The sequence below is a fragment of the Pseudomonas sp. OTU750018 genome, assembly GCF_011636575.1.
GTDB lineage: Bacteria > Pseudomonadota > Gammaproteobacteria > Pseudomonadales > Pseudomonadaceae > Aquipseudomonas > Aquipseudomonas peli.
In genome coordinates, this window is sequence record NZ_JAAPAU010000003.1 from 422,474 (window position 1) to 445,331 (window position 22,858).

20 protein-coding genes are annotated in these 22,858 nt (G+C 59.1%); 12 read left to right on the plus strand and 8 right to left on the minus strand.

The window, feature by feature from the left end; all coding sequences use genetic code 11:
- Nucleotides 1–8: 8 nt before the first annotated feature.
- The 9 genes from HCI85_RS17515 to HCI85_RS17555 all read left to right on the plus strand — a co-directional run bounded on the left by HCI85_RS17515 (nucleotide 9) and on the right by HCI85_RS17555 (nucleotide 8,621).
- Nucleotides 9–1,265, plus strand: a complete 1,257-nt coding sequence (locus tag HCI85_RS17515) for a type II secretion system F family protein (RefSeq protein WP_167146513.1) — start codon at nucleotides 9–11, stop codon at nucleotides 1,263–1,265.
- Between the two features lie 14 nt (nucleotides 1,266–1,279).
- Entirely contained in the window at nucleotides 1,280–1,780 is a 501-nt protein-coding gene (locus HCI85_RS17520) for a hypothetical protein (RefSeq protein ID WP_167146516.1), read from the plus strand.
- Between the two features lie 18 nt (nucleotides 1,781–1,798).
- Complete coding sequence (locus HCI85_RS21140) at nucleotides 1,799–2,311, plus strand: type II secretion system protein (RefSeq protein WP_167146519.1); 513 nt, start codon at nucleotides 1,799–1,801, stop codon at nucleotides 2,309–2,311.
- Nucleotides 2,312–2,337: 26 nt separating this feature from the next.
- Nucleotides 2,338–2,826 (plus strand): type II secretion system protein, encoded by a 489-nt coding sequence (locus tag HCI85_RS21145; RefSeq protein ID WP_167146522.1) that lies wholly within the window; start codon nucleotides 2,338–2,340, stop codon nucleotides 2,824–2,826.
- A 5-nt stretch (nucleotides 2,827–2,831) separates the two neighbouring features.
- The gene (locus tag HCI85_RS17535) at nucleotides 2,832–3,275 is read left to right on the plus strand and encodes a prepilin-type N-terminal cleavage/methylation domain-containing protein (RefSeq protein WP_241693804.1); all 444 of its coding nucleotides are present in this window, start codon (nucleotides 2,832–2,834) and stop codon (nucleotides 3,273–3,275) included.
- The gene (locus tag HCI85_RS17540; protein WP_241693805.1) at nucleotides 3,272–3,766 is read left to right on the plus strand and encodes a type IV pilus modification PilV family protein; all 495 of its coding nucleotides are present in this window, start codon (nucleotides 3,272–3,274) and stop codon (nucleotides 3,764–3,766) included. Before HCI85_RS17535 ends, HCI85_RS17540 begins: the two co-directional genes overlap by 4 nt.
- The gene (locus tag HCI85_RS17545) at nucleotides 3,766–4,692 is read left to right on the plus strand and encodes a PulJ/GspJ family protein (RefSeq protein WP_167146525.1); all 927 of its coding nucleotides are present in this window, start codon (nucleotides 3,766–3,768) and stop codon (nucleotides 4,690–4,692) included. Before HCI85_RS17540 ends, HCI85_RS17545 begins: the two co-directional genes overlap by 1 nt.
- Nucleotides 4,693–4,726: 34 nt before the next feature.
- On the plus strand, nucleotides 4,727–5,074 hold the full coding sequence (locus HCI85_RS17550; protein WP_241693806.1) for a pilus assembly protein MshP: 348 nt from the start codon (nucleotides 4,727–4,729) through the stop codon (nucleotides 5,072–5,074).
- Between the two features lie 88 nt (nucleotides 5,075–5,162).
- Nucleotides 5,163–8,621 (plus strand): LamG domain-containing protein, encoded by a 3,459-nt coding sequence (locus HCI85_RS17555; RefSeq protein ID WP_167146532.1) that lies wholly within the window; start codon nucleotides 5,163–5,165, stop codon nucleotides 8,619–8,621.
- 55 nt (nucleotides 8,622–8,676) lie between these two features.
- On the opposite strand, the gene ntrC is transcribed toward HCI85_RS17555, so the two are convergent.
- The 5 genes from ntrC to glnA all read right to left on the minus strand — a co-directional run bounded on the left by ntrC (nucleotide 8,677) and on the right by glnA (nucleotide 14,174).
- A complete protein-coding gene (gene ntrC / locus HCI85_RS17560; RefSeq protein ID WP_090254813.1) occupies nucleotides 8,677–10,110 on the minus strand; it encodes a nitrogen regulation protein NR(I) in 1,434 nt (477 codons plus the stop codon).
- Nucleotides 10,107–11,189 (minus strand): nitrogen regulation protein NR(II), encoded by a 1,083-nt coding sequence (gene glnL, locus HCI85_RS17565; RefSeq protein WP_176600653.1) that lies wholly within the window; start codon nucleotides 11,187–11,189, stop codon nucleotides 10,107–10,109. The genes ntrC and glnL overlap by 4 nt, the downstream gene beginning before the upstream one ends.
- Before the next feature lie 210 nt (nucleotides 11,190–11,399).
- Nucleotides 11,400–12,017: a DUF4124 domain-containing protein gene (locus tag HCI85_RS17570; RefSeq protein ID WP_167146536.1), complete on the minus strand. Its 618-nt coding sequence runs from the start codon at nucleotides 12,015–12,017 to the stop codon at nucleotides 11,400–11,402.
- A gap of 3 nt (nucleotides 12,018–12,020) precedes the next feature.
- On the minus strand, nucleotides 12,021–12,593 hold the full coding sequence (locus tag HCI85_RS17575; protein WP_167146540.1) for a DUF4124 domain-containing protein: 573 nt from the start codon (nucleotides 12,591–12,593) through the stop codon (nucleotides 12,021–12,023).
- 174 nt (nucleotides 12,594–12,767) lie between these two features.
- Complete coding sequence (gene glnA, locus HCI85_RS17580; RefSeq protein ID WP_090254820.1) at nucleotides 12,768–14,174, minus strand: glutamate--ammonia ligase; 1,407 nt, start codon at nucleotides 14,172–14,174, stop codon at nucleotides 12,768–12,770.
- A gap of 326 nt (nucleotides 14,175–14,500) precedes the next feature.
- On the opposite strand from glnA, the gene thiI reads away from it, so the two are divergent.
- The 3 genes from thiI (at nucleotide 14,501) to cptA (ending at nucleotide 19,857) form a co-directional block, all read left to right on the plus strand.
- Entirely contained in the window at nucleotides 14,501–15,955 is a 1,455-nt protein-coding gene (thiI, locus tag HCI85_RS17585) for a tRNA uracil 4-sulfurtransferase ThiI (protein WP_090254822.1), read from the plus strand.
- Between the two features lie 156 nt (nucleotides 15,956–16,111).
- Nucleotides 16,112–17,932, plus strand: coding sequence for a translational GTPase TypA (gene typA / locus HCI85_RS17590; protein WP_090254824.1), 1,821 nt, complete (start codon nucleotides 16,112–16,114; stop codon nucleotides 17,930–17,932).
- 167 nt (nucleotides 17,933–18,099) lie between these two features.
- The gene (gene cptA / locus HCI85_RS17595; protein WP_167146543.1) at nucleotides 18,100–19,857 is read left to right on the plus strand and encodes a phosphoethanolamine transferase CptA; all 1,758 of its coding nucleotides are present in this window, start codon (nucleotides 18,100–18,102) and stop codon (nucleotides 19,855–19,857) included.
- 69 nt (nucleotides 19,858–19,926) lie between these two features.
- On the opposite strand, the gene HCI85_RS17600 is transcribed toward cptA, so the two are convergent.
- The 3 genes from HCI85_RS17600 to HCI85_RS17610 form a co-directional block, all read right to left on the minus strand.
- Nucleotides 19,927–21,003, minus strand: coding sequence for a polyamine ABC transporter substrate-binding protein (locus HCI85_RS17600; protein ID WP_167146546.1), 1,077 nt, complete (start codon nucleotides 21,001–21,003; stop codon nucleotides 19,927–19,929).
- A 78-nt stretch (nucleotides 21,004–21,081) separates the two neighbouring features.
- Nucleotides 21,082–21,423: a cupin domain-containing protein gene (locus tag HCI85_RS17605; protein ID WP_160089725.1), complete on the minus strand. Its 342-nt coding sequence runs from the start codon at nucleotides 21,421–21,423 to the stop codon at nucleotides 21,082–21,084.
- 11 nt (nucleotides 21,424–21,434) lie between these two features.
- Nucleotides 21,435–22,841: an NAD(P)/FAD-dependent oxidoreductase gene (locus HCI85_RS17610; protein ID WP_167146549.1), complete on the minus strand. Its 1,407-nt coding sequence runs from the start codon at nucleotides 22,839–22,841 to the stop codon at nucleotides 21,435–21,437.
- Between the last annotated feature and the right edge of the window lie 17 nt (nucleotides 22,842–22,858).

Genomic DNA, 22,858 nt, shown 5'->3' on the forward strand with positions numbered 1-22,858 from the left:
GCGAGCGCATGGCGCCAGGAGGCCGGGCGGTGAGCCTCTATCGCTTTACCGGCCGTGATGCCCAAGGCGGCAAGATCATCGGCAGCCGTGAGGCCGGTTCGGCGGACAGCCTGGCCAGTGAACTGCTGGCCGAACGCATTACCCCGCTGACCATCGAGGAGCAGGCACAGGCGAGTGACAGCGACGTGTTCGCCCAGCTCAAGGAAAGCCTGCGGCGCAAACATGTCGACCTGGAAGAGCTGATTATCTTCTGTCGGCAGATGTACAGCCTGAGCAAGGCTGGCGTGCCGATCATCCGTGCGATTGGTGGTCTGGCCGAATCCAGTCGCAACCTTTACCTGCGCGAAGTGCTTCAGGCGGTGCGCAGCGATCTGGAAGGCGGGCAGGGCATGGCCGTGGCGCTCAACGCTCATCCCAAGGTGTTTAACACCCTGTTTGTCAGCATGATCAGCGTCGGGGAAAACACCGGTCAGCTCGATCAGGCTTTCCGCCAGCTGTCGGTCTATCTGGAACTGGAGCGCGAAACCCGCAAGCGCATCAAGCAGGCCACGCGTTACCCGCTGTTCGTGCTGTCGGCCATGGCGGTGGCGCTGGTAGTGATCAACCTGTTCGTGATTCCGGCCTTCTCCAAGGTGTTTGCCCAGTTCAAGGCGGACCTGCCCTGGGCTACGCAGATCCTGATCGGCACCTCGCAGTTCTTTCAGGATTTCTGGTGGCTGCTGGCGCTGCTGTTCGGTGGCAGCCTGTTTGGCTTTTTCAAATGGATCGAGACCGATGCCGGTGCCCTGAAATGGGACCAGATCAAACTGCGCCTGCCGATTGTCGGCGGCATTTTCGAGCGGATCGCCCTGGCCCGCTTCACTCGCACCTTCGCGATGATGTACCGCGCCGGCGTGCCTTTGTTGCAAACCCTGTCGATCAACAGCGCCAGCGTGGGCAACCGCTATATCGGCCAGGCGATTCTGGCCATGCGTGAAGGCATTGAGCGCGGTGAAGCCCTGACCCGCACCGCGTCTGCCAGCGGTCTGTTCACCCCCCTGGTCTTGCAGATGATGGCCGTGGGCGAAGAAACCGGCGCGCTGGACGACCTGTTTGTCGAGGTGGCGGATTTCTACGAGCAGGAAGTGGACTACGACCTTAAACAACTGGCCGATGCCATCGAGCCTATTCTGATTGTTGCCATGGGCATCATGGTGCTGGTGTTGGCGTTGGGCGTGTTTTTGCCGATGTGGGAACTGGCTTCGGCGGCCAAGGGTGGCCGTTGAGGGGCGAGTACCAATTGGAAGAGCACGTGCGTCTGGCGCGGCGGCTCGTTTGGACTATTGGCGGTGTACTGCTGGTGGCCGTGCTGCTGGCACTGGCTTGGAAGATTGCGCAGGTCAGTGAGCAGCGTGCGCAGCAGGCCACCCGTGAGTACCTGGCGTCTAGTCTCGCCAGCCTGAGTGCCGAGCATCATGCACAGGGGCGTCCTCTGGACAGTAGCTGGCGCAAGAGAAATCCGTTTGCCCTGTTGCGTTGGCAGCAGGACAACTATTGCGGTGAATTGACGGAAGAGGCTGCGCCTCGGGGCGGTTGCTGGTATTGGTTACCAGACCACGCTTGGGTTCTTTACCAAGCCAGCTTTGCCGACGGGTGGACAAGAACACAGGGTGAGGTGCGTGCGTGGCGGTTGTTGGTAGTTTCAGCTGGCCCGCCAGCTGCGTCACAATCATTACAAGCATCATTTACTCTGGAGCTTGAGGCTGTACCCGCGACGGAGTTGTCTGCAGCGGGGTATTGAAGTGACTGAGAGGAAGCAATGAAGAACAGCAAAGGCTTTACCCTGATCGAATTGGTTGTCGTCATCGTCATACTCGGCATTCTTGCCGCTGTGGCGCTGCCGCGTTTTATCAACGTCTCCAAGGATGCTCATGAAGGTGCCGTCAAAGGTGCCGGCGGTGCATTGGCTTCAGCTGTTCTGCTGGTTCGTTCGCAGTGGGAAGTGAATCGCTCCAACGGCTCGGATACGACTCCTGATACGGATGTAACTGGATACGGCGACGGCCTGGTGGATGTGAACGCCAGCGGCTGGCCAATCGGAACCGGTGGTGCGCTCAACTGCGTGCAGCTGTGGAACGCGATTCTGCAGGGATCTGCTCCGACTGTTGGCACTACCTCGACACCGACTGCTCCGGTGGATTACGTGGCCACAACTGCCGGTACAACCTGTACTTACACCTATCAACTCGACCCGCCAGTGAGTGCCACCACAGGTGACCGGATCGTCTACAACTCCGCAACGGGCACTGTCGTCACGACTTACGTACGTTGATCAATTGCTGTTAGAGGACCTATCTGATGAAGAAGCAACAAAGCGGTTTTACCCTGATCGAGCTGATTATGGTGATTGTGATTCTGGGCATCCTGGCGGCGTTTGCGTTGCCGCGGTTTGCGGATTTCGGTGCCGATGCTCGCCGCGCAACCATTCAGGGTGTTGAGGGCGCGATGAAGTCGGCCAGCGCGATCACGCGTTCGGCATTTCTGGCGGCTGGTACGAATCCGGGGACTGTCAATCTGGAAGGGGCCGCTGTTGCAATTACCAACGGCTATGCCAGCCCTGCTGGCATCATAGTGGCGGCGAATATTACTGGGGGAACTCTTGACAACGCTGCCAATACGGGCGATTTCGTCGTCACTACCACGACCACCACAGCAACTGTGCAGGCTAAAGGTGCAGCTTCGGCAGCTAACTGTCAGGTGGTTTATACAGCAGCCACATCATCGGGTACGCCGGCTGTGATTACGGCTCCGACTATCGTCCGTACTACCACGACCACAGGCTGCTAAACCCTGTGCGTGGCTTTACCCTGGTCGAGTTGCTGATGGTCATGGTGATCATCGGCATTCTCGCCGCCGTGGTAGGGCCGCGCTTTTTTGATCGGCAGGTGTTTGATGAGCGCCTGTTTTTTGAAGAAAGCCTGGCGGCAGTGCGCTACGGGCAGAAGCTGGCAGTGGCCAGTGGTTGCCCGATCAATGCGCAGATCAGCAATGCCGGCTATGCACTGACCTACGCGACGGCCTGTGGTGCACAGGCAGAGGGCAGTGCGGTGGCCAACCCGGCTGGCGGTAGCTATGCCGCCAGCAAGCCTGACAACGTGGACGTGAGCACCGCGTTAGACGTTACATTCAATTCCCTGGGGGGCGCTGCTGGTCCGGATAACACCGCCAAGATGGCCAAGGGAGCCTTTGTGCTCAGCGTCCATACCGTCACCGGTTTTATTGAGACCACACCGTGAGCCTGCCGCGGGTTGCCCGTCTTGAGTACAAGCCTGCGCAGAGCGGCATGACCCTGGTGGAGCTGGTTATCACCATTGTGGTGTTGGGCATCGCGTCGGCGGCCATGTTTTCGGCCATGGCGGCGATTACCGGGCGTTCGGCGGACCCCATGCTGCGCCAGCAGAGCCTGGCGATTGCCGAGGCCTATCTGGAAGAAATCACCCTGCAGGCGTATCCGGCCAGTACGCCTTGTGCGGCGAGCCATGACGGCGCTGGGCGAGGCAGCTTCGATGACCTATGCGATTACAACGGTTTGTTCTTCGTCAATCAGCCGTTTGCACCGCGCAGCGCCGGATCGGTTACGCCGTTGGCCGGCCTGGAGGCCTACCAGGTGACCGTTGCGGTAGTACCCGAACAACTGAACGATGCTGATGCCTTGCGAATCACCGTAACGGTGCGTGACCCCTCCGGCCAGCTGCTGTCGCTCGATGGCTACAGGACGGCCTACTGATGAGCAATCGGGCATTTGCTATCCCGCCATCAAGTGCGCTTGCATCTAGAGGGCGTGGTGAGCATGGCTTCACTCTGGTGGAGCTGATCATGGTGATCGCCCTATCGGCGCTGGTGGCGGTGCTGATCAGCAGTGTGCTGTCCAACCCATTGCAAGGGTTTGTCGACCAAAGCCGGCGGGCCGCACTGGTGGACCTGGCGTCTGGTGCGCTCAACCGCATGGCCCGCGACGTTCGCCTGGCCGTACCGAATACCTTGCGCACGCCGGATGGGCAGACGGTTGAACTGCTAGCCATTCATGAAGCCGGGCGTTACCGCGCCAATTTGGCCGGCAGTACGGTGCGCCATGATCCGCCGCGTTGCCCACCATCGCCGCAGACCTGTGAAATCGACGTGCTGAGCCCCGGCATGACAGCCGCACGTGTCGCCGATGCGCGTTGGATGGTGCTGTACAACATCGGCATGAACACTGCGGGTGATTCCGTCTGGCCCCCGTTCAACAGCAGTAATGCTGCCACCCCAGCCGTAGTAACACCCAATGGTGTTGGGTTTGCCTTCAATGCAGGGGTGATGACCCTCAGTGGCGCTGCGGCCTCAGGTTTTCGATTTAAATTCGCCTCGCCGCAGCGGCGCTTTTACCTGGCCCGAGAAGTGGTGGGCTACCACTGTGAGAGTCCGGGTACAGATGCGAGTACAGGAAATGGAACCGGGGTTATCCGGCGTGCCAGCTTTACCAGTCTGGCTAGCAGTTATACGTATGCAGTGGGCAACAGTTCGCTACTGGTGGACAACGTGTCGCGTTGCACGTTTACCTACGAGCCAGGCACCAATACCCGTGGTGCGTTGCTGACCCTGCGGTTGGGGGTAAAACTGCAAGGTGAGGAAATCACGCTGATGCAACAGGTGCACGTCGACAATGCGCCCTGACTCGCGGCAAAACGGCTTTGGCCTGGTGGCGGCGATGTTCGTGATCATCATCATGGCCGCCGTAATCGCCGTCATGGCACGGCTGGCTGTAAGCCAAAATGCCACCAATAATCTGGCCATTCAGCAAGCGCGCGCATATCAGGCGGCGCAGGCAGGGCTTGAGTGGGGCATTAAGCAGGCCCTGAACGGGGAGGCGTGCATTGACAGTTTCAGCGTGTCTGGGTTTGCCGTCAGTGTCAGCTGTGTGGCGACCACGCCGTTGAGCGTGAGTGAGGAAGGCCGAATGGTGCAGTTTTATCAGCTGACCGCTACGGCTGAGTACGGTGTTACGGGTAGCGCTGATTATGCGTATCGTCAGTTAGCCGCCGTCGTGGAACGTTGAGCCGTGCGGGGGCTGGATGCCCTGTGTCGGTTGTTGGTGAGTCGTGCGCCAACAAGGTGAGCATACTATTTGGGTTGGAGAATGGGGTATGAAGATGGGCCTTGAGGACGGGCTTCGCGGCTTTAGACGGATGGCGTATGCGCTGTCTCACGTTGGACTGCTGCTCGTACTTTTTGCTCTTCTTCCTTTTCAGGCAATGGCCGCGACTTATGCATTTCAGTCCACGAACTATGCGTGGGAGTCTGCTAATACCAATATTGTCTGGGACCAAACGCAGACTGGTTTTCCTCGTGATGATGACAAACAAGTTATCAATATTGGTTTTACCTTCCGCTTTGCTGGCGTTAATTACACTCAGGTTCGTGTACATGCCAATGGGGCTTTGCAGTTTGGTGCCGATACTCAGTTCCATCGGCAATTTAATAATACAGATCTGCCAGTAACTACTACGCCCCCCGCCTGCTCAGGCTGTTCAGCAGGTTCGCAGGCCGATCGCCTTATGTTGTTGTATTGGGATGATATCAACCCGCGGTTGGGTGGCACCGTGCGATATCAGACAAAAGGCACTGCACCTAATCGCAGGTTGGTGGTGTCTTGGGAAAGCGTTCCACACTTCAACTTTGGTGGGGCCTATAGCTTTCAAGCCATTCTTTATGAATCAGGTGAGTTTGTTTTTCAATACGGTACAGGTAATGCCAGTGGTGTGAGTGCCACTATTGGTGTTGAAGTCGATAACTCCGACTTCACGCTTTACTCCCTTAATAGTGAATATAGCTATTCCGGCACAGCTATTCGCTGGTTTATCCCTTCGGGGGAACCCGCTCGTTTGGCTGAATACCGTTTTGAGGAAGGTGTGCTCAATGGCACAGTCAACGAAGTTATTGATTGGTCCGGTAATGCGTTCCATGGGCAGGCCGTTGGAAGTGCTTCTTCTGAGGCCGATGGCTACATATGCCGGGGGGTTCGCATTGCGGCAAATACCAATGGCACCAGCAATGCGGTAAATACCAATCTTGATATCGATGCAGCCATTGGTAACAGCGGTTCAATTACCTTCTGGTATCGGGGGAATAATGCTTGGAGTGTTCGTGATCATCAGCTGTTGGATGCAACTACTCAAAACAATCGTTGGTTTTTTCTGACTAAGCGCGCTAATCGCACGTTGCGTTTTGTGATGAGTGATAGTGCGGGAGGTCTTGCAACTGTAGACACACTCCCCCAAACGGTGAATGCCAATGCTTGGAAACATATTGCTGTTACTTGGCGATTTGCACCAGGTACAAACCAGACCGTTCTTCGGATTTACGTGGATGGCGTGCTCGCGAGGGTCGCGCAGACAACTACTAATGGCATTCTGCCCAGTAATTTAGGTACGTTATTTGTTGGTGATAATCGCAGTTCCGTGATCGGTCAAAATGGAACGCTAAACTCGGCCGATGGTACTTTCGATAGTGTGCGGGTTTACAATTTTGAAATTAGTAATGCTGCTGTTTTGGCTGACGTGGTTGCGACACATCCCTGTGTGGTGATTGATCATATTCGAATTAACCATGATGGCGCAGGGTTAACCTGTAACCCAGAGACCCTAACGCTGCAGGCGTGCGTCGACAGTCTTTGCACTTCGTTATATACCGGAGGCGTTAGTGCGACCCTCCGTTTAGACGAACAGGCTGTTGGATTCGCCAGTTTCTCAGGTGGTACAGGTACTGTGCAGTTCAATAAGAGAACTGCAGGCACGTTTTTGCTGGATGTTGTAGAAGTAAAGCCGGTTGCTAGCAACATTTCCCGATGCCAGTTGGGGGGGGCTTCGAACAGTTGTTCAATTACCTTTGCAGACAGCGGTTTTTTGTTGGATGTCCCCAATTTGCTGGCAGCGCGGCAAGCTGACGCAACCATTCGAGCTGTGCGCAAAGATAATGCCAGTCAGGCCTGTGTTCCAGGCTTTGCAAGTGGTAAGCGCAATGTCCAATTTAGCTCTACGTACACCGACCCTGACAGTGGAACCGAGCCTGTTGTCGTCAATGGCGTGGGCTTGGTGGGAGGTACCGCTGCGCTCGACTTGAATTTTGATGCGAACGCCAGCGCACCACTTACTGTGCGTTACGACGATGCTGGGCTGGTGACGCTCAGTGCTCGCTACATTGGCAATGACGACTCTGACGATGACGGATTGCTGATGACGGGTGTTGATCAGTTTGTAAGCAAGCCCTATGGATTGTTGCTGGAGACTGATGCTGCGGGCAGTTGTGCTGCAAACATATCGTGTCCTGTGTTCCCGGGTGGTGTACGTGCTGGCGATCCGTTCAGCATGCGCATCAAGGCAGTAGCCTGGCAAAGTGATACTGAGCCACTTACGGCAGCAGACCTGAGTAACAATCTCGTTACACCTAACTATCGTCAGAACAACATTGCCTTGAATAGCCAAGTTCAAGCGCCTGCTGGTGGTAGCAACGGTGTGCTTGGGATCAGCAGTTATGCCCATCTCGTGGGCAATGAAACTACCGTGGAAAACCAATCTATTTCTGAAGTTGGTGTGTTTAGGTTGACGGCCACGCCACCGGCTAACGGTTATTTTGGTGAGACGGTCAGTGGCGGCAGCAGTGGTCTGGTTGGGCGTTTTATTCCGGCGCATCTTGGCGCGGCCGGCAGCGCCAGCCTGACGCCGAGTTGTGGCAGTACCTTCAGTTATCAAGGGCAGCCCATGGGTTTTACTTCAGGCAATGAGCCGACCTTGATGGTTACTGGTTACAACAGAAGCGGCAACGTCACGAGTAACTATGATCGTGGTGACTTTTGGCGTCTGGCAGTACCGAATGCCGGTGCGTTTATTTCGACTACCGGGGTAGTTGGACTTGATGCGCGCCTTGCCAGCCAAGGGACGGCCAACCTCACACAAGAGGGTGCGGGGGATGGGGATGGTAAACAGAGTTTTCGCTGGAGCAATCAACAGCTGCTCTATAAACCGGCGGAGCTGCCGAGCAGCGATGACTATCCGTTTACGGCCAGTGTGCAGCAGCGTTTTGTTGCGGCAGCCTTAACTGACAGTGATGGGGTTTGTATCGGTGCTGGGGGCGGCTGCCAAGACTTTAGCTATGACTTTACCAATAGCCCCGGCAGCGAAGTGCGTCTGGGCCGCTTGCGCCTGGGCAACGCGCATGGCTCGGAACTGCAGGGGCTGAGTCTGCCGGTGGTGCTGGAGAGTTGGCAGGCTAACGCAAACGGCAGCTTTCAGCCTGAAGGGTTGGACACCTGCACCACGGCTGTCAGCCTAGGGGCGGCGCAGCTGGATCAATTCAGTGGCCATTTGGCTGCTGGGGAAACCACGGCCAGCCTGGCTTGGCCGCTGAATCCAACTCAACGTCAGGTGCTAATGAGTGCGCCAGGCAACGGTAACGACGGTTCGGTGCAGGTCAGTTTTCCATCCGCGCCCAGCTGGTTGCAGTACCCCTGGGACGGGGCGACCCGTTCTGCTGCGCGTGGCCTGGCCAGTTTTGGGATCTACAAGGGCTCGGCCCCGGTGATCTACCGCCGCGAACTGTATCGCTGAAACAGCAAGGCCGCCTGTGCGGCGGCCTTGCTTGGATCGGTTTAGCCGCGAGGCCTCAGTCATCGCTGTCCTCGTCATCAGCGCTTTCGACGTTCATGCCCAGCTCCTTGATCTTGCGGGTCAGGGTGTTGCGGCCCCAGCCCAGCAGCACTGCGGCGTCGCGGCGGCGGCCGGCGGTGTGTTTGAGGGCGGTTTCGATCATGATCCGCTCGAACGCTGGCACGGCGGTATCCAGCAGGCTGGACTGACCACGGCCCAGGGCCTGATCGGCCCACTGGCGCAGCGCCTGTTCCCAGTTGCTGACCGGCGCGCTTTCCTGCGGCTGGCTAAGCAATTCGGGCGGCAGGTCGTCGACATGCACCTCACGGCCCGAAGCCATCACGGTGATCCAGCGGCAGGTGTTCTCCAGTTGGCGCACGTTGCCCGGCCACGGCAGCTGCTGCAGGTAGTCTTCGGTTTCGCTTTTCAGCAGCTTGGGTTCGACTGCCAGCTCCAGCGCGGCGCGGCTCAGGAAGTGCCGGGCCAACGTCGGGATGTCTTCGCGGCGATCCGACAGCCGTGGAATATGGATGCGGATAACGTTGAGGCGGTGGAACAAGTCTTCGCGGAACTTGCCGGCCTGCACCAGGCTTTCCAGGTTCTGGTGGGTGGCGGCGATGATGCGCACGTCCACTTTTACCGGGGTGTGGCCACCAACTCGGTAAAACTCACCGTCGGCCAGCACGCGCAGCAGACGGGTCTGGGTGTCGGCTGGCATATCGCCGATTTCATCGAGAAATAGCGTGCCCCCGTCGGCCTGCTCGAAACGCCCACGGCGCTGATTGGCCGCGCCGGTAAAGGCGCCTTTTTCGTGACCGAACAGCTCGGACTCCATCAGGTCTTTGGGGATCGCAGCCATGTTCAACGCGATAAACGGCGAGGCCGCGCGCGGGCTGTGGCGGTGCAGGGCGTGGGCGACCAGCTCCTTGCCAGTGCCGGATTCGCCGTTGATCAGCACGGTGATATTGGAGTGCGAAAGACGGCCAATGGCGCGGAATACCTCCTGCATGGCCGGCGCTTCACCGATGATCTCCGGCGTACGTGGCTGCTCGACCGGCACGGCCAGGCTCTGCTGCTCCTGCGCATGCATATTGGCGCGCTTGACCAGCGACACCGCCTCGTCGACATCGAACGGCTTGGGCAGGTATTCAAAGGCGCCGCCCTGGTAGGACGCCACGGCGCTGTCCAGGTCTGAATGCGCGGTCATGATGATCACCGGCAGGCGCGGGTACAGCTCGCGAATGCGCGCCAGCAGATCAAGGCCGCTGGCCCCCGGCATGCGGATATCGGAAATGATCACATCGGGTTGCTGACGGCTCAGGCGGCTGAGCACGCCATCGGCGCTGTCGAAGCTCTGGGTGGTCATACCTTCCTGTTGCAGGGCCTTTTCCAGGACCCAGCGGATGGAGCGGTCGTCATCGACAATCCAGACGGTTTCACTGCGACTCATGACGGTGATACTCCTTGTTCCAGCGGCAGGAAGATCGAGAACACGGTATGACCCGGATGGCTCTCGCACTCGATCAGGCCTTGGTGCTGACTGATTATGTTCTGGGTAATGGCCAGGCCAAGGCCGGTGCCGTCGGCCCGACCACTGACCATGGGGTAGAAGATGGTTTCTTGCAGCTCTGGCGGAATGCCGGGGCCGTTGTCGATGATTTCGATCTTGGTCACCAGGCGGTGGCGACAATGACCGATGGTGAACTGGCGCAGCGCACGGGTGCGCAGGGTGATGCGCCCCAGGCGTAGATCGCTTTGCCCGGACAGCGCCTGCATGGCGTTGCGCACGATATTCAGCACCGCCTGGATCATCTGCTCGCGGTCGATCAGCACATCAGGAATGCTCGGGTCGTAATCGCGCACCAAAATGATGCTGCCCTGGCTTTCCGCTTCCACCAAGCTGCCGACGCGCTCCAGCACTTCGTGCACGTTGGTCATCGCTAGGGACGGCAGCTTGTTCGAACCGAGCATGCGGTCGACCAGGTTACGCAGGCGGTCGGCCTCCTCGATGATCACATTGGTGTAATCCTTGAGGCTTTCTTCGGGCAGTTCGCGCGCCAGCAGCTGCGCGGCGCCACGGATGCCGCCGAGTGGATTCTTGATTTCATGGGCCAGGCCGCGCACCAGCATTTTGGTGGTTTCCTGCTTGGACAGCTGCGCCTCTTCCTTAGTGATGCGCAGCAGGCGGTCGCGTGGGTGCACTTCCAGCAGCAGCAGGGTTTCGCCTTTGCTGAGCACCGGCGTCACCGCGTAATCGACGGTCAGGGTCTGGCCACTGACTGACGTGACCACCGCTTCGCGCTTGTTGAAGGGGTGTGCGTGCTGAACGGCCTGGCGCAGGGCGCTCAGCGCTTCACTGGATTCGGTAAACAGCTCGCTGATGAACTGCCCGTGACTGCGCTGGCCGCTGACGGCCAGGAGCATCTCCGCTGCCGGGTTCATGTACTCAAGGCGCAGGTCGTCGTTGAGCAACAGCGTGGCAGTGGTCAGGTTGTCCAGCAGCAGGCGGTGCAGTGCGTCGTTGATGATCATATGGGATGTCAGCAGACCCTTGGGTTCCAGCAATGCAGCTGGAAAATGCAAGAAGCAAACCAAAGCCCCGAAAAGAAGCGTGTTTGGCCGTGGGATGCCGGGAATTAGCTGCTTTTCAGCGCAGCCGGGTCGCGCGCGGCGACCCAAAACAGGGAGAGTATAGAAACGCTGGGCAATATGCGCACTGCTTTGGTGCGTATCGCAAGATTAGATAAATGGGACGAGGGGAATGTCTTTCTTTTCCGGCGGTTTGTCCTTGAGAGGGCACTCCGGGCGCACGCCGTAATCGGCTTTCTTGCAGGGTGTCACCATGCGCTTCTGCGCCAGGGAGATGCGCAGCATGTGGAACGGCTGAGTGGGGGTGCGTTCGATGATGCGACCCTGCTGGTCGATGATTTCCACCGCCAACTGGTGCGTGCCGCGGTCGATATTCTCCAGTGGGAAGACCGGGCTGCTGCCTGCTTCGCCGACCTGAGTGCCATTCAGCAGCAGGCGATAGCTGTGCTGCGGGAAGAGTTTCGGTTCGCTGTTGACGCTGACTATCAGGTTGCCGGCGCTGTCGCGGATGGTCGCGTCAGGCTGCGGCACCAGAATACGCAGCAGGCTGTAGCGCTGGCTGGGTTCTGGTGGCGCTTCAATAACTGGCGCGGTTTGTGTCTGGATGGTCGGCATCGAGTTGCTGGGCGCCAGTTCGACACGCTCGGCATCGCCGGACCGCGGTTTGTCGGTGAAGACGCGATTCCCTTCGCTATCTATATAGGTGTAGACCTGCGCGAAGGCAGGCAATGCGAGCAGCATCAGGCTGCAAAACAGCAGATTGCGCATGGATCAAGGGGCCGGTTTGGGTGTGGGCTTGGGCGTAGGTTTGGGGGGCGGCGGACGCAGCGCTGGGCTGCTGGTGTTGACCCGCTGCACGGTAAAGGTGGCGGTTGCGCTCTGCTGGATCGATTGCTCGCCACTGAGCACTTCCACAGCCAGGCTATGCTCGCCACGGTCGGCATTGCTGATTTGCAGGCGCGGTACGTTACTCGGTTGACCGTGTGGCTTGCCGTCGAGCAGCAGGCGCAGGCGATGGTTACTGGCCAGGCGTGGCTGGATGTCTACGCCCACGCTGAAGGTGCCATTGTTCGCACGCATGGCCTCGTCATCCGGGATGCCGGTCAGCTGCAGGGTGCTGTAAGGCGCGGCTTTGTCGACAGGGTCTGTGGTAGTTGTAGTGGGCTGGCTTGGGACGGGCATCGACACGCTGTTGGTTTTCGGCAGCTCGACATTCTGCGTCGCCTGGCCTTCGGGCGGCTGGTCGGTGAATACCGTATTGCCACTGGCATCGGTGTATTTGTAGATCTGCGCACTGGCCGGCAATGCCAGGCCCAGTAGCAGGCAAATAAGTAGAGGGCGCATACCGGACTCTCCCTAGTAAGGTGCCCTAAGCCTTGCACTGGTAGCGCGTGCTGGCAAGCATGTTGATGGCTGGGCGTGTACCAGCGCAGAAAACTACGGGCTGAAAGGTGGCTTGTGCCAGGCGCCAAACGCAAAAAGGCCACCCGAAGGTGGCCTTTTGTATTGCGTGCGGGTTTAGACGCTGTAGTACAGGTCGTATTCCAGCGGGTGTACGAAGGTGCGTACTTTGATTTCTTCTTCGGACTTCAGCTCGATGTAGGCATCGATGAAGTCGTCGGAGAACACGCCGCCTTTGGTCAGGAACGCACGGCCCTTGTCCAGCTCTTCCAGGGCTTCTTTCAGGCTGCCGCACACTTGTGGGATCAGCTTGCCTTCTTCTGGTGGCAGGTCGTACAGGTTCTTGTCGGCAGCATCGCCAGGGTGGATCTTGTTCTGGATACCGTCGATACCGGCCATCAGCAGTGCAGCGAAGGCCAGGTATGGGTTGGCAGCCGGATCCGGGAAGCGTGCTTCGATACGGCGAGCTTTCGGGCTGGAAACGTATGGAATACGGATCGAAGCCGAACGGTTACGCGCCGAGTAAGCCAGCATTACCGGAGCTTCGAAACCTGGGACCAGACGCTTGTAGGAGTTGGTCGACGGGTTGGTGAAGCCGTTCAGGGCCTTACCGTGCTTGATGATGCCGCCGATGAAGTACAGAGCGGTATCGGACAGGCCGGCATAGCCTTCGCCGGAGAAGGTGTTCTTACCATCTTTGGAGATGGACATGTGTACGTGCATACCCGAACCGTTGTCACCGTACAGTGGCTTCGGCATGAAGGTCGCGGTTTTGCCATAGGCATCGGCCACGTTGTGTACGCAATACTTCAGGGTCTGAACTTCGTCAGCCTTGGCAACCAAGGTGTTGAACTTCACACCAATTTCGTTCTGGCCGGCAGTCGCCACTTCGTGGTGGTGAACTTCGATGACCAGGCCCATTTCTTCCATGGCATTACACATGGCAGTACGGATTTCGTGGTCGTGGTCGCACGGCGGAACTGGGAAGTAGCCACCTTTGACGGCTGGGCGATGGCCCTTGTTGCCGCCTTCGATGTCAGCGTCGGTGTTCCAGGAGCCTTGTTCGGAGTAGATCTTGAACATGGAGCCGGAGATGTCGGACTTGAACTTCACTTCGTCGAAGATGAAGAACTCAGGCTCTGGGCCGACGAATACGGTGTCGCCGATGCCGGTGGTTTTCAGGAACTCTTCAGCGCGCTTGGCGATCGAGCGTGGGTCACGGTCGTAGCCCTGCATGGTGCTTGGCTCGATGATGTCGCACACGATGATCAGGGTTGGTTCTTCGGTGAACGGATCCAGTACGGCGGTTTCGTCAACCGGCAGCAGGATCATGTCGGAGGCTTCGATGCCTTTCCAGCCGTGGATGGAGGAGCCGTCGAACATTTTGCCGACTTCGAAGAATTCGTCGTCCAGCGCATCGCGTGCCGGCATGGTCACGTGGTGCTGTTTGCCCTTGGTGTCGGTGAAGCGCAGGTCAACCCACTTCACGTCGTGTTCTTTAATAAGTTGAATCGACTTCGACATGCTGTCCTCCAGGTGGATAAGGCTCGAATCGTGAGCCCTCAATAGTACGGTACGGCCGCGGCATACTCCGCCAGGGCATCCTGCCTCACAAGGGAGCAAATTGCATGCCAGTGCACAGGAATGGGTGTAAGCCCTGAAACTCAGGGCTGGCGGGGGTTGCGCGGCGCTGCCTGATAAATATTTGCACCGTTATGGGTCGCTATATTTGTTGTGCGCACATTAATGGTGCGTGTTTTGCGCGAGTGAGGATTTTTGATCAAAGCGTGAGCAATTTCCGCTATAATCCGCGCCCCTGTTTTTTCGCGGCCTCGGCACCCCCTGTTTTCATGAAACTGATTGTTAAAGTCTTCCCAGAAATCACCATCAAAAGCCGGCCGGTGCGTAAGCACTTTATCCGGCAGCTGGCGAAGAACATTCGTTCGGTTTTGCGTGAGTTCGATCCCCAGCTGCAGGTCAGCGGTGTGTGGGACAACCTGGAAGTCGAAACCCAGATCAGTGAACCGAAAACCCTGCAGGCGATGATTGAGCGTTTAAGCTGCACGCCGGGCATCACCCATTTTCTGCAGGTCGACGAATACCCGCTGGGTGACTTCGATGACGTGCTGGAAAAATGCAAGCGGCACTTCGCCGATCAGCTGCCAGGGAAAATCTTCTCCGTGCGCTGCAAGCGTGCGGGTAAGCACAGTTTCAGCTCCATGGATGTCGAGCGCTATGTTGGCAGCCAGTTGCGCCAACAGTGCGGCGCTGCCGGCATCTCGCTGAAAGATCCGGATGTGGTGGTGCGCATGGAGATTCGCGATCAGCGGCTCTTCGTTATTCATCACCAGCACGAAGGTCTGGGCGGTTACCCGCTGGGCTCGCTGGAGCAGACCCTGGTGCTGATGAGCGGCGGCTTCGATTCCACCGTTGCCGCCTACCAGATGATGCGCCGCGGTCTGGTCACCCACTTCTGCTTCTTTAATCTCGGTGGCCGCGCCCACGAGCTGGGCGTGATGGAAGTGGCGCATTACCTGTGGCAGAAATTCGGCAGCTCGCAGCGCGTCCTGTTTATCAGCGTGCCGTTTGAGGAAGTGCTGGGCGAGATTCTCGGTAAGGTCGACAACAGCCAGATGGGGGTCATCCTCAAGCGCATGATGCTGCGCGCCTCCACGCGCATGGCCGAGCGCCTGCAGATTGATGCGCTGGTCACCGGCGAGGCGATTTCCCAGGTGTCGAGCCAGACCCTGCCGAACCTCGCGGTGATCGATTCGGCCACCGATATGCTGGTGCTGCGCCCGCTGCTGGCCAGCCATAAGCAAGACATCATCGACACCGCCACGCGCATTGGCACAGCTGAGTTCGCCAAGCACATGCCGGAATATTGCGGGGTTATCTCGGTCAACCCGACCACCCGCGCAAAGAAACTGCGCATCGAGCATGAAGAGAGCCAGTTCGACATGGCCATTCTCGAGCGCGCCCTGGAGCGCGCGACCTTGCTGCCGATCGACAAAGTGATCGACGAGTTGGGCAAGGACGTGCAGATCGAGGAGGTCAGCGAAGCGCTGGCCAACCACGTGATCATTGATATTCGTCACCCCGATGCTGCCGAGGACGAGCCACTCGCCCTGCCTGGCGTCGAGGTCATGGCGCTGCCGTTCTACGCCCTGAACAGTTCGTTCAAGGCGCTGGATGAGGCGCGTCAGTACCTGTTGTATTGCGATAAAGGTGTGATGAGTCGTTTGCACGCCCACCATCTGCTGAGTGAGGGGCATGCCAATGTGCGCGTTTATCGTCCGGCATAAAACGCCCGGGTTGAATGGCGGCAGCATCCGCCATCGCCCTCCCGACCTACAGGCGGCGTGATTAACACGCTCGCGCCGCCTGGCAGAAATCGCAATTAGTTAATACTCGCCGCCTAGACTAAGCGGCACACCGAATCCTCTGATCGAGATACACACGTGATCGAAAATCTACGCAACATCGCCATCATTGCCCACGTTGACCATGGTAAGACCACCCTGGTAGACAAACTCCTGCGCCAGTCCGGCACCCTTGAGCGTAACGAGCTCAACGACGAGCGCGTGATGGACAGCAACGACCAGGAAAAAGAGCGCGGCATTACCATTCTCGCCAAGAACACCGCGATCAACTGGAACGGCTACCACATCAACATCGTCGACACCCCCGGCCACGCCGACTTCGGCGGTGAAGTTGAGCGCGTAATGTCGATGGTTGACTCCGTGCTGCTGCTGGTTGACGCCCAAGACGGCCCGATGCCGCAAACCCGCTTCGTGACCAAGAAGGCCTTCGAAGCCGGCCTGCGTCCAATCGTGGTCATCAACAAGGTTGACCGTCCAGGCGCGCGTCCGGACTGGGTTCTGGACCAGATCTTCGATCTGTTCGACAACCTCGGTGCCACCGAAGAGCAGTTGGACTTCAAAGTCGTCTACGCCTCGGCCCTGAACGGCATTGCCGGTCTGGATCACACCGACATGGCTGAAGACATGACCCCGCTGTACCAGTCCATCGTCGACAACGTGCCGTCCCCGGCTGTTGACGTTGACGGTCCGTTCCAGATGCAAATCTCCGCACTGGACTACAACAGCTTCCTCGGCATCATCGGCGTTGGCCGTATCGCCCGCGGTCGCGTCAAGCCGAACACCCCGGTCATCGCCATCGACGCCGACGGCAAGAAGCGTAACGGTCGTATCCTCAAGCTGATGGGTCACCACGGCCTGCACCGCATCGACGTTGAAGAAGCCACCGCCGGTGACATCGTCTGCGTCAGTGGCATGGACTCGCTGTTCATCTCCGACACCCTGTGCGACATCAACCACGTTGAAGCGATGACCCCGCTGACCGTTGACGAGCCAACCGTCTCCATGACCTTCCAGGTCAACGATTCGCCGTTCTGCGGTAAAGAAGGCAAGTTCGTTACCAGCCGCAACATCAAAGAGCGTCTGGATAAAGAGCTGCTGTACAACGTGGCCCTGCGTGTTGAAGAAGGCGACAGCGCTGACAAGTTCAAAGTCTCCGGCCGTGGTGAGCTGCACCTCTCGGTACTGATCGAAACCATGCGTCGCGAAGGCTTCGAAATGGGTGTAGGTCGTCCAGAAGTGATCATCCGCGTTGTGGATGGCGTGAAGCAGGAACCCTTTGAAAACGTCACCATCGACACCCCGGAAGAATCCCAGGGCAAGGTCATGGAAGAGATGGGCCTGCGTAAGGGCGACCTGACCAACATGGTGCCGGATGGCAAAGGCCGTGTTCGTCTGGAATACAACATCCCGGCTCGTGGTCTGATCGGTTTCCGTAACCAGTTCCTGACCCTGACCAACGGTGCTGGCATCCTGACCTCGATCTTCGATCGCTACGACACCATGAAGTCCGGCGACATGTCCGGCCGTCAGAACGGTGTACTGGTATCGGTAGAAACCGGCAAGGCACTGACCTACTCCCTGGAAACCCTGCAGGCGCGCGGCAAGCTGTTCGTCGAGCACGGCCAGGAAATCTACAACGGTCAGATCGTCGGCCTGAACAGCCGCGACAACGACATGGGCGTAAACCCAACCAAAGGCAAGAAGCTCGACAACATGCGTGCTTCCGGCAAAGACGAAACTATCGCCCTGGTTCCACCTGTCCGCTTCACTCTGGAGCAGGCGCTGGAATTCATCCAGGACGACGAGCTGTGCGAAGTTACGCCGAAGTCGATTCGTCTGCGTAAGAAGATCCTCGACGAAGGCGAGCGCACCCGCGCTGCCAAGAAAGCCAAGAACTGATAACAGTTCTAGCTAACTGAAAAGCCCCCGCCGGCGCGAGCCTGCGGGGGCTTTTTGTTTTCGGATGGTCTACTGGACGTGTGTTGAGTTTGCGCGCAAGGTTTGACGAGTTTTTCACAGTCTGTCTGGCATAACAGGCACCACTATTGGGCTGCCATGAGGTTGCTATGTCTGCAGTGTTGACAGGAATGGCGCGCCAGCGGGTTGATTGGGCCGGTTTGGGTTGGGCGTTTGTGTTTTTCTGGTACTTCTCCGGCGTGACCCAGTTGTTGATCCAGCTGACCGGTACGGCGGGGTTTTCTGGCTTTCGTCAGGCGTTACTGGCCAGTGCCTTGTGGCTGGTGCCGTTACTGCTGTGGCCGGCGCGCTCGCGTCAGCTGGCCGCGGTGATTGGGACAGTGCTATGGCTGTGTTCGCTGGGCAGCTTTGGTTACTTTCTGATTTACGGGCAGGAGTTCTCCCAGAGCGTAATTTTCATCATGTTCGAGTCGAACATGAATGAGAGCCGCGAATACCTGATTCAGTACTTCTCCTGGTGGATGCTATTGGCATTTGCCGCTTACGGTCTGGGCGGGTGGTGGCTGTGGCGCCAGGTGCGGCCAGTGTATTTATCGCGCCCGGGCGCGGTGTTCGCGGCGGCTCTGGCGCTGTTTGTGTCGCTGGGTTACCCGGCGTTGCGTCAGTTCAGTAAGCACGACCGCTGGCAGGCGGGCTTCGACAATTTTGCCCAACGCATTGAAACGGCTACGCCGTGGCAGTTGGCGGTGGGCTACAAAAATTACCGTGAGCAGCTGGCCAATATGCAGGTCTTGCTAGCGGAGAACGCCAGCATTGCGCCCTTAAGCAACTTACAGAACGCCCATGCTGGGCAGCCGGCCACCTTGGTATTAGTGATTGGCGAGTCGACCAATCGCCAGCGCATGAGCCTATATGGCTACCCGCGTGAGACCACCCCGGAGCTTGATGCGCTGCGTGACCAGTTGCAGGTGTTCGATAACGTGGTCACGCCACGGCCTTACACCATCGAGGCCTTGCAGCAGGTGCTGACCTTTGCCGATCAGGAGCACCCGGAGCGCTACCTGACCACGCCTTCGGTGCTCAACCTGATGAAGCAGGCGGGTTACAAAACTTACTGGATCACCAACCAGCAGACGATGACCAAGCGCAACACCATGCTCACGACTTTTTCCAAGCAGGCGGATGAGCAGGTTTACCTGAACAATAACCGTGAGCAGAACGCCCGCCAGTACGACGGGGATGTGCTGGAGCCCTTTGCCAAGGTGCTGGCCGACCCGGCCCCGCGCAAATTTGTGGTGGTGCACCTGCTGGGCACGCACATGAGCTACCAGTACCGCTATCCGCCGGAGTTCGCGCGTTTCAATGACCGTACGGGCGTGCCGGCGAATGTCACGGATGATCAACTGCCAACCTATAACAGTTACGACAACGCGGTGTTGTACAACGACCATGTAGTGGCCAGCCTGATCAAGCGCCTGGCTGGGCAGGAACCGAATGGCTTTCTGCTGTACCTGGCGGACCATGGCGAGGCGGTGTTCGATGCGCCCAAGGCCGATGTGTTGGGGCGTAACGAGGCCGCGCCGACCAGCCCGATGTACACCGTGCCATTTATTCTCTGGAACTCGCCCCAGTGGCGCGCGCAGCAACCCCGGGATTTCACCACGGCGCTGTCACGGCCCTACAGTTCGTCGCACTTTATCCATACATGGGCGGACCTGGCGGGCCTGCGGTTTGATATGTACGAGCCGCACAAGAGCCTGGTGAGTGATGCGTTCAGGCCGCTACCGCTGCTGATTGGCAATCCCGAGCAGCCGAAGAGCTTGATCGATTTCAGCCTGATCAAGCCCAAGGTCGATGTGACTGAACTGGCTCAACGTGAGCGGGAGCAGCCTGCTGCCGAGCTGTAAGACGCATGAAAAAGCCCCCGTCAGCCTGGCTGGCGGGGGCTTTTTATGGGCTCGTTACGCTGCCCTCGGTTAAATCCCGCTTTTCACCTTGCTCCAGATGCGCGTGCGCACACGGTCAATCTTCAGCGGCATGGCTTCCAGAGCGTAGAGGTTGTTCATCGCCTCTTGCGGTGGGTAAACGGTGGCATCGGCTTTCAGCTTGGGGTCAACCAGGCTGTCGGCGGCGCTGTTGCCGTTGGCGTACTGCACGTGATTGGTGATCTGTGCGATGACCTGGGGTTGCAGCAGGTAGTTCATATAGGCGTAGGCGGCCTGCTCGTTGTTACTGTCGGCGGGCATGGTGACCATGTCGAACCAGATCGGCGTGCCTTCCTTGGGGATCACGTAGTGGATGTTGATGCCGTTCTTCGCCTCGGTGGCGCGGTTGCCGGCCTGCATGATGTCGCCAGAGAAGCCCACGGCCATGCAGATGTCGCCATTGGCCAGGTCGCCGACGTACTTGGATGAGTGGAAGTAGCGCACGTTCTTGCGCATCTCCAGCAGCAGTGCTTCGGCCTTTTGGTAGTCCTCAAGGTTCTGGCTGTGGTGCGGCAGCCCCAGGTAATGCAGGGCAATCGGCAGCAGCTCCGGGCCGTTGTCGAGAATCGCCACACCGCACTGGCTGAGCTTGGCCAGGTATTCGGGTTTGAAGATCAGGTCCCAGGAGTCGAGCGGTACGTCCTCGCCGAGCACTTCACGCACCTTGGCCACGTTGTAGCCGATGCCGGTGCTGCCCCACAGGTAGGGAAAGCCGTACTGGTTACCAGGGTCGTTGGTTTCCAGGGCCTTCATCAGGATCGGGTTGAGGTTGTTCCAGCCGGGCAGGCGGCTCTTGTCGAGTTTCTTCAGCCCGCCCCCCTGAATCTGCCGGGCCATGTAGTGGTTGGACGGGAATACCACGTCATAGCCCGAGCGCCCTGCCATCAGTTTGGCGTCGAGGGTTTCATTGCTGTCGTACACATCGTAGTGGCTGCTGATGCCGCTGCTTTGCTCGAATTGCTTGAGGGTGTCGGGGGCGATGTAGTCCGTCCAGTTGTAGATGCGCACGGTTTCCGCGGCCTGGCTGATGCTGCTGAGCAGCAGCAGGGGAAGCAGTTTTTTCAGCATGGGAATACCTCATCGTTTTTATCGGTGTTGTCGAAGCGGCAGTTGAATAGAGGGGAGCAGGGCCTGCGCTGGGCCCGGTTACTTGAGCAGAACGAAGCTCTTGCGCACGGTTTCCGTGATGTCCCACACGCCGAAGGTGTTGGCGGGCAGCAACAGGGCGTCGCCAGCTTGGATCTGCATGGGCTCGCCGCCATCTGGGGTGAAGGTGCAGCGCCCGGCGATAAAGTGGCAAAACTCCTGCTGGGCGATCTGCCGGCGCCAACGCCCGGGTGTGCATTCCCAGATACCGGCGGCGACGCCGTCCGCATGCTCGATGCCCTGGCTGCTGGTGATCGCCACGGGCTCGCCGAGCGGCACGGCCACCGGCGTGGCATCGCTCAGGGGCAGGTGGGCGGTGTTCTTGAAGTGTTCGATGCTCATGAAACTCTCCGTTAACGCATGAATTTTTCCATGGTGCCGGCCAGGCTGCTGGCCAGCTGGCGTCGCCAGGGCGCACTGTCTGGGTTGGCCAGTACGCGGTCCTCATGCACAAAGCTCTGGATGATTGCGTTGTAGCCGAGCCAGCGCAGCGGTTCCGGCTCCCAGCGCGGCAGGCGGTTGATCGGCTGGTCGCCGAGCACCCAGGGCTGGCGGGTCAGCTCGCTCTGCTGGTCGAGAATCAAGTCGGCCAGGGTGCGCCCGCCGAGGTTGCTGGCGCCCACGCCTTCGCCGCCGTAACCGCCGGACAAGGCGATGCCGTTGCTGCGGTCCACCAGCATGTGCGGGCGAAAGCGCCGCGCCATGCCCAGGTTGCCGCCCCAGGCGTGGGTGATGCGCACCTGCTTGAGTTGCGGGAACAGTTCGCCGAACAGGTAGCGGCGCAGGTCGCGCTCGTCCTCGCTGAGGTTGAAATCGGTGCGCAGGCGGCCGCCAAAGCGGTAACCGCCGCGGGCGCCGAATACCAAACGGTCGTCGGCGCTGCGCTGGCCGTAGGTCACCTGGCGGCTGTTCTCGCTGAAGGCCTGACCGCGCTCCAGGCCGATATCGGCCCAAACTTCCTTGGGCAGAGGCTCGGTGGCCACCAGCAGGCTCTGTACCGGCAGTTGGTGGTTGCCCAGCGGCGGCAGGCTGGCGGCGTAACCTTCCACGGCCGGGACGATCCAGTCAGCGCGTACGCTGCCAGTGGCGGTGCGCACCAGGCCGGTTTGCCAGTCGGTCACTCGGCTCTGTTCATACAGCTCGACGCCCATGGCGGTAACGCAGCGCGCCAGGCCGCGCACCAGCTTGGCGGGTTGAATGGTGGCGCAGTGCGGGGTGTAGATGGCGCCAAAGGCGTTGGCCAGCTGTAGCTGTTTGCCCAGGTCGAAGGGCGTCAGCCAGCGGTAGTCGGTTTCGTCCAGACCCAGGGCACGCAATTCGGCCAGGTGTTGACGCAGGCTGGTCAGCTGCTCCGGGTAGCGCGCGGCACAATACAGTACGCCGGCCTTACGGTAATCGCAGGCAATCTGCTCGTCCTGCAGCACGCTGGCGACTTCATCAGGAATGCCATGCAGCAGCGCATAGGCGCTTTGGCGCGCGGCGCTGGGTTGGTCAGCGACCAGGTTGTCCTGGCCGAGCAGGTTGCCCATCAGCCAGCCGCCGTTGCGCCCGGAGGCGCCGAAGCCGGCAATCTCGCCTTCGAGAATGACGATGCGCAGGTGTGGCGCCTGGCGCTTGAGGTAATAGGCGGTCCACAGGCCGGTGTAGCCGGCGCCGATGATGGCCACATCGGCGTGCAGGTCTTCGGTCAGCGCGGGGCGGGCGGTCAGCGGTTCGGTCAGCTGATCCATCCACAGGCTGAGGGAGCGCCATGGGCTCATCGTCGATCTCCGGCAGT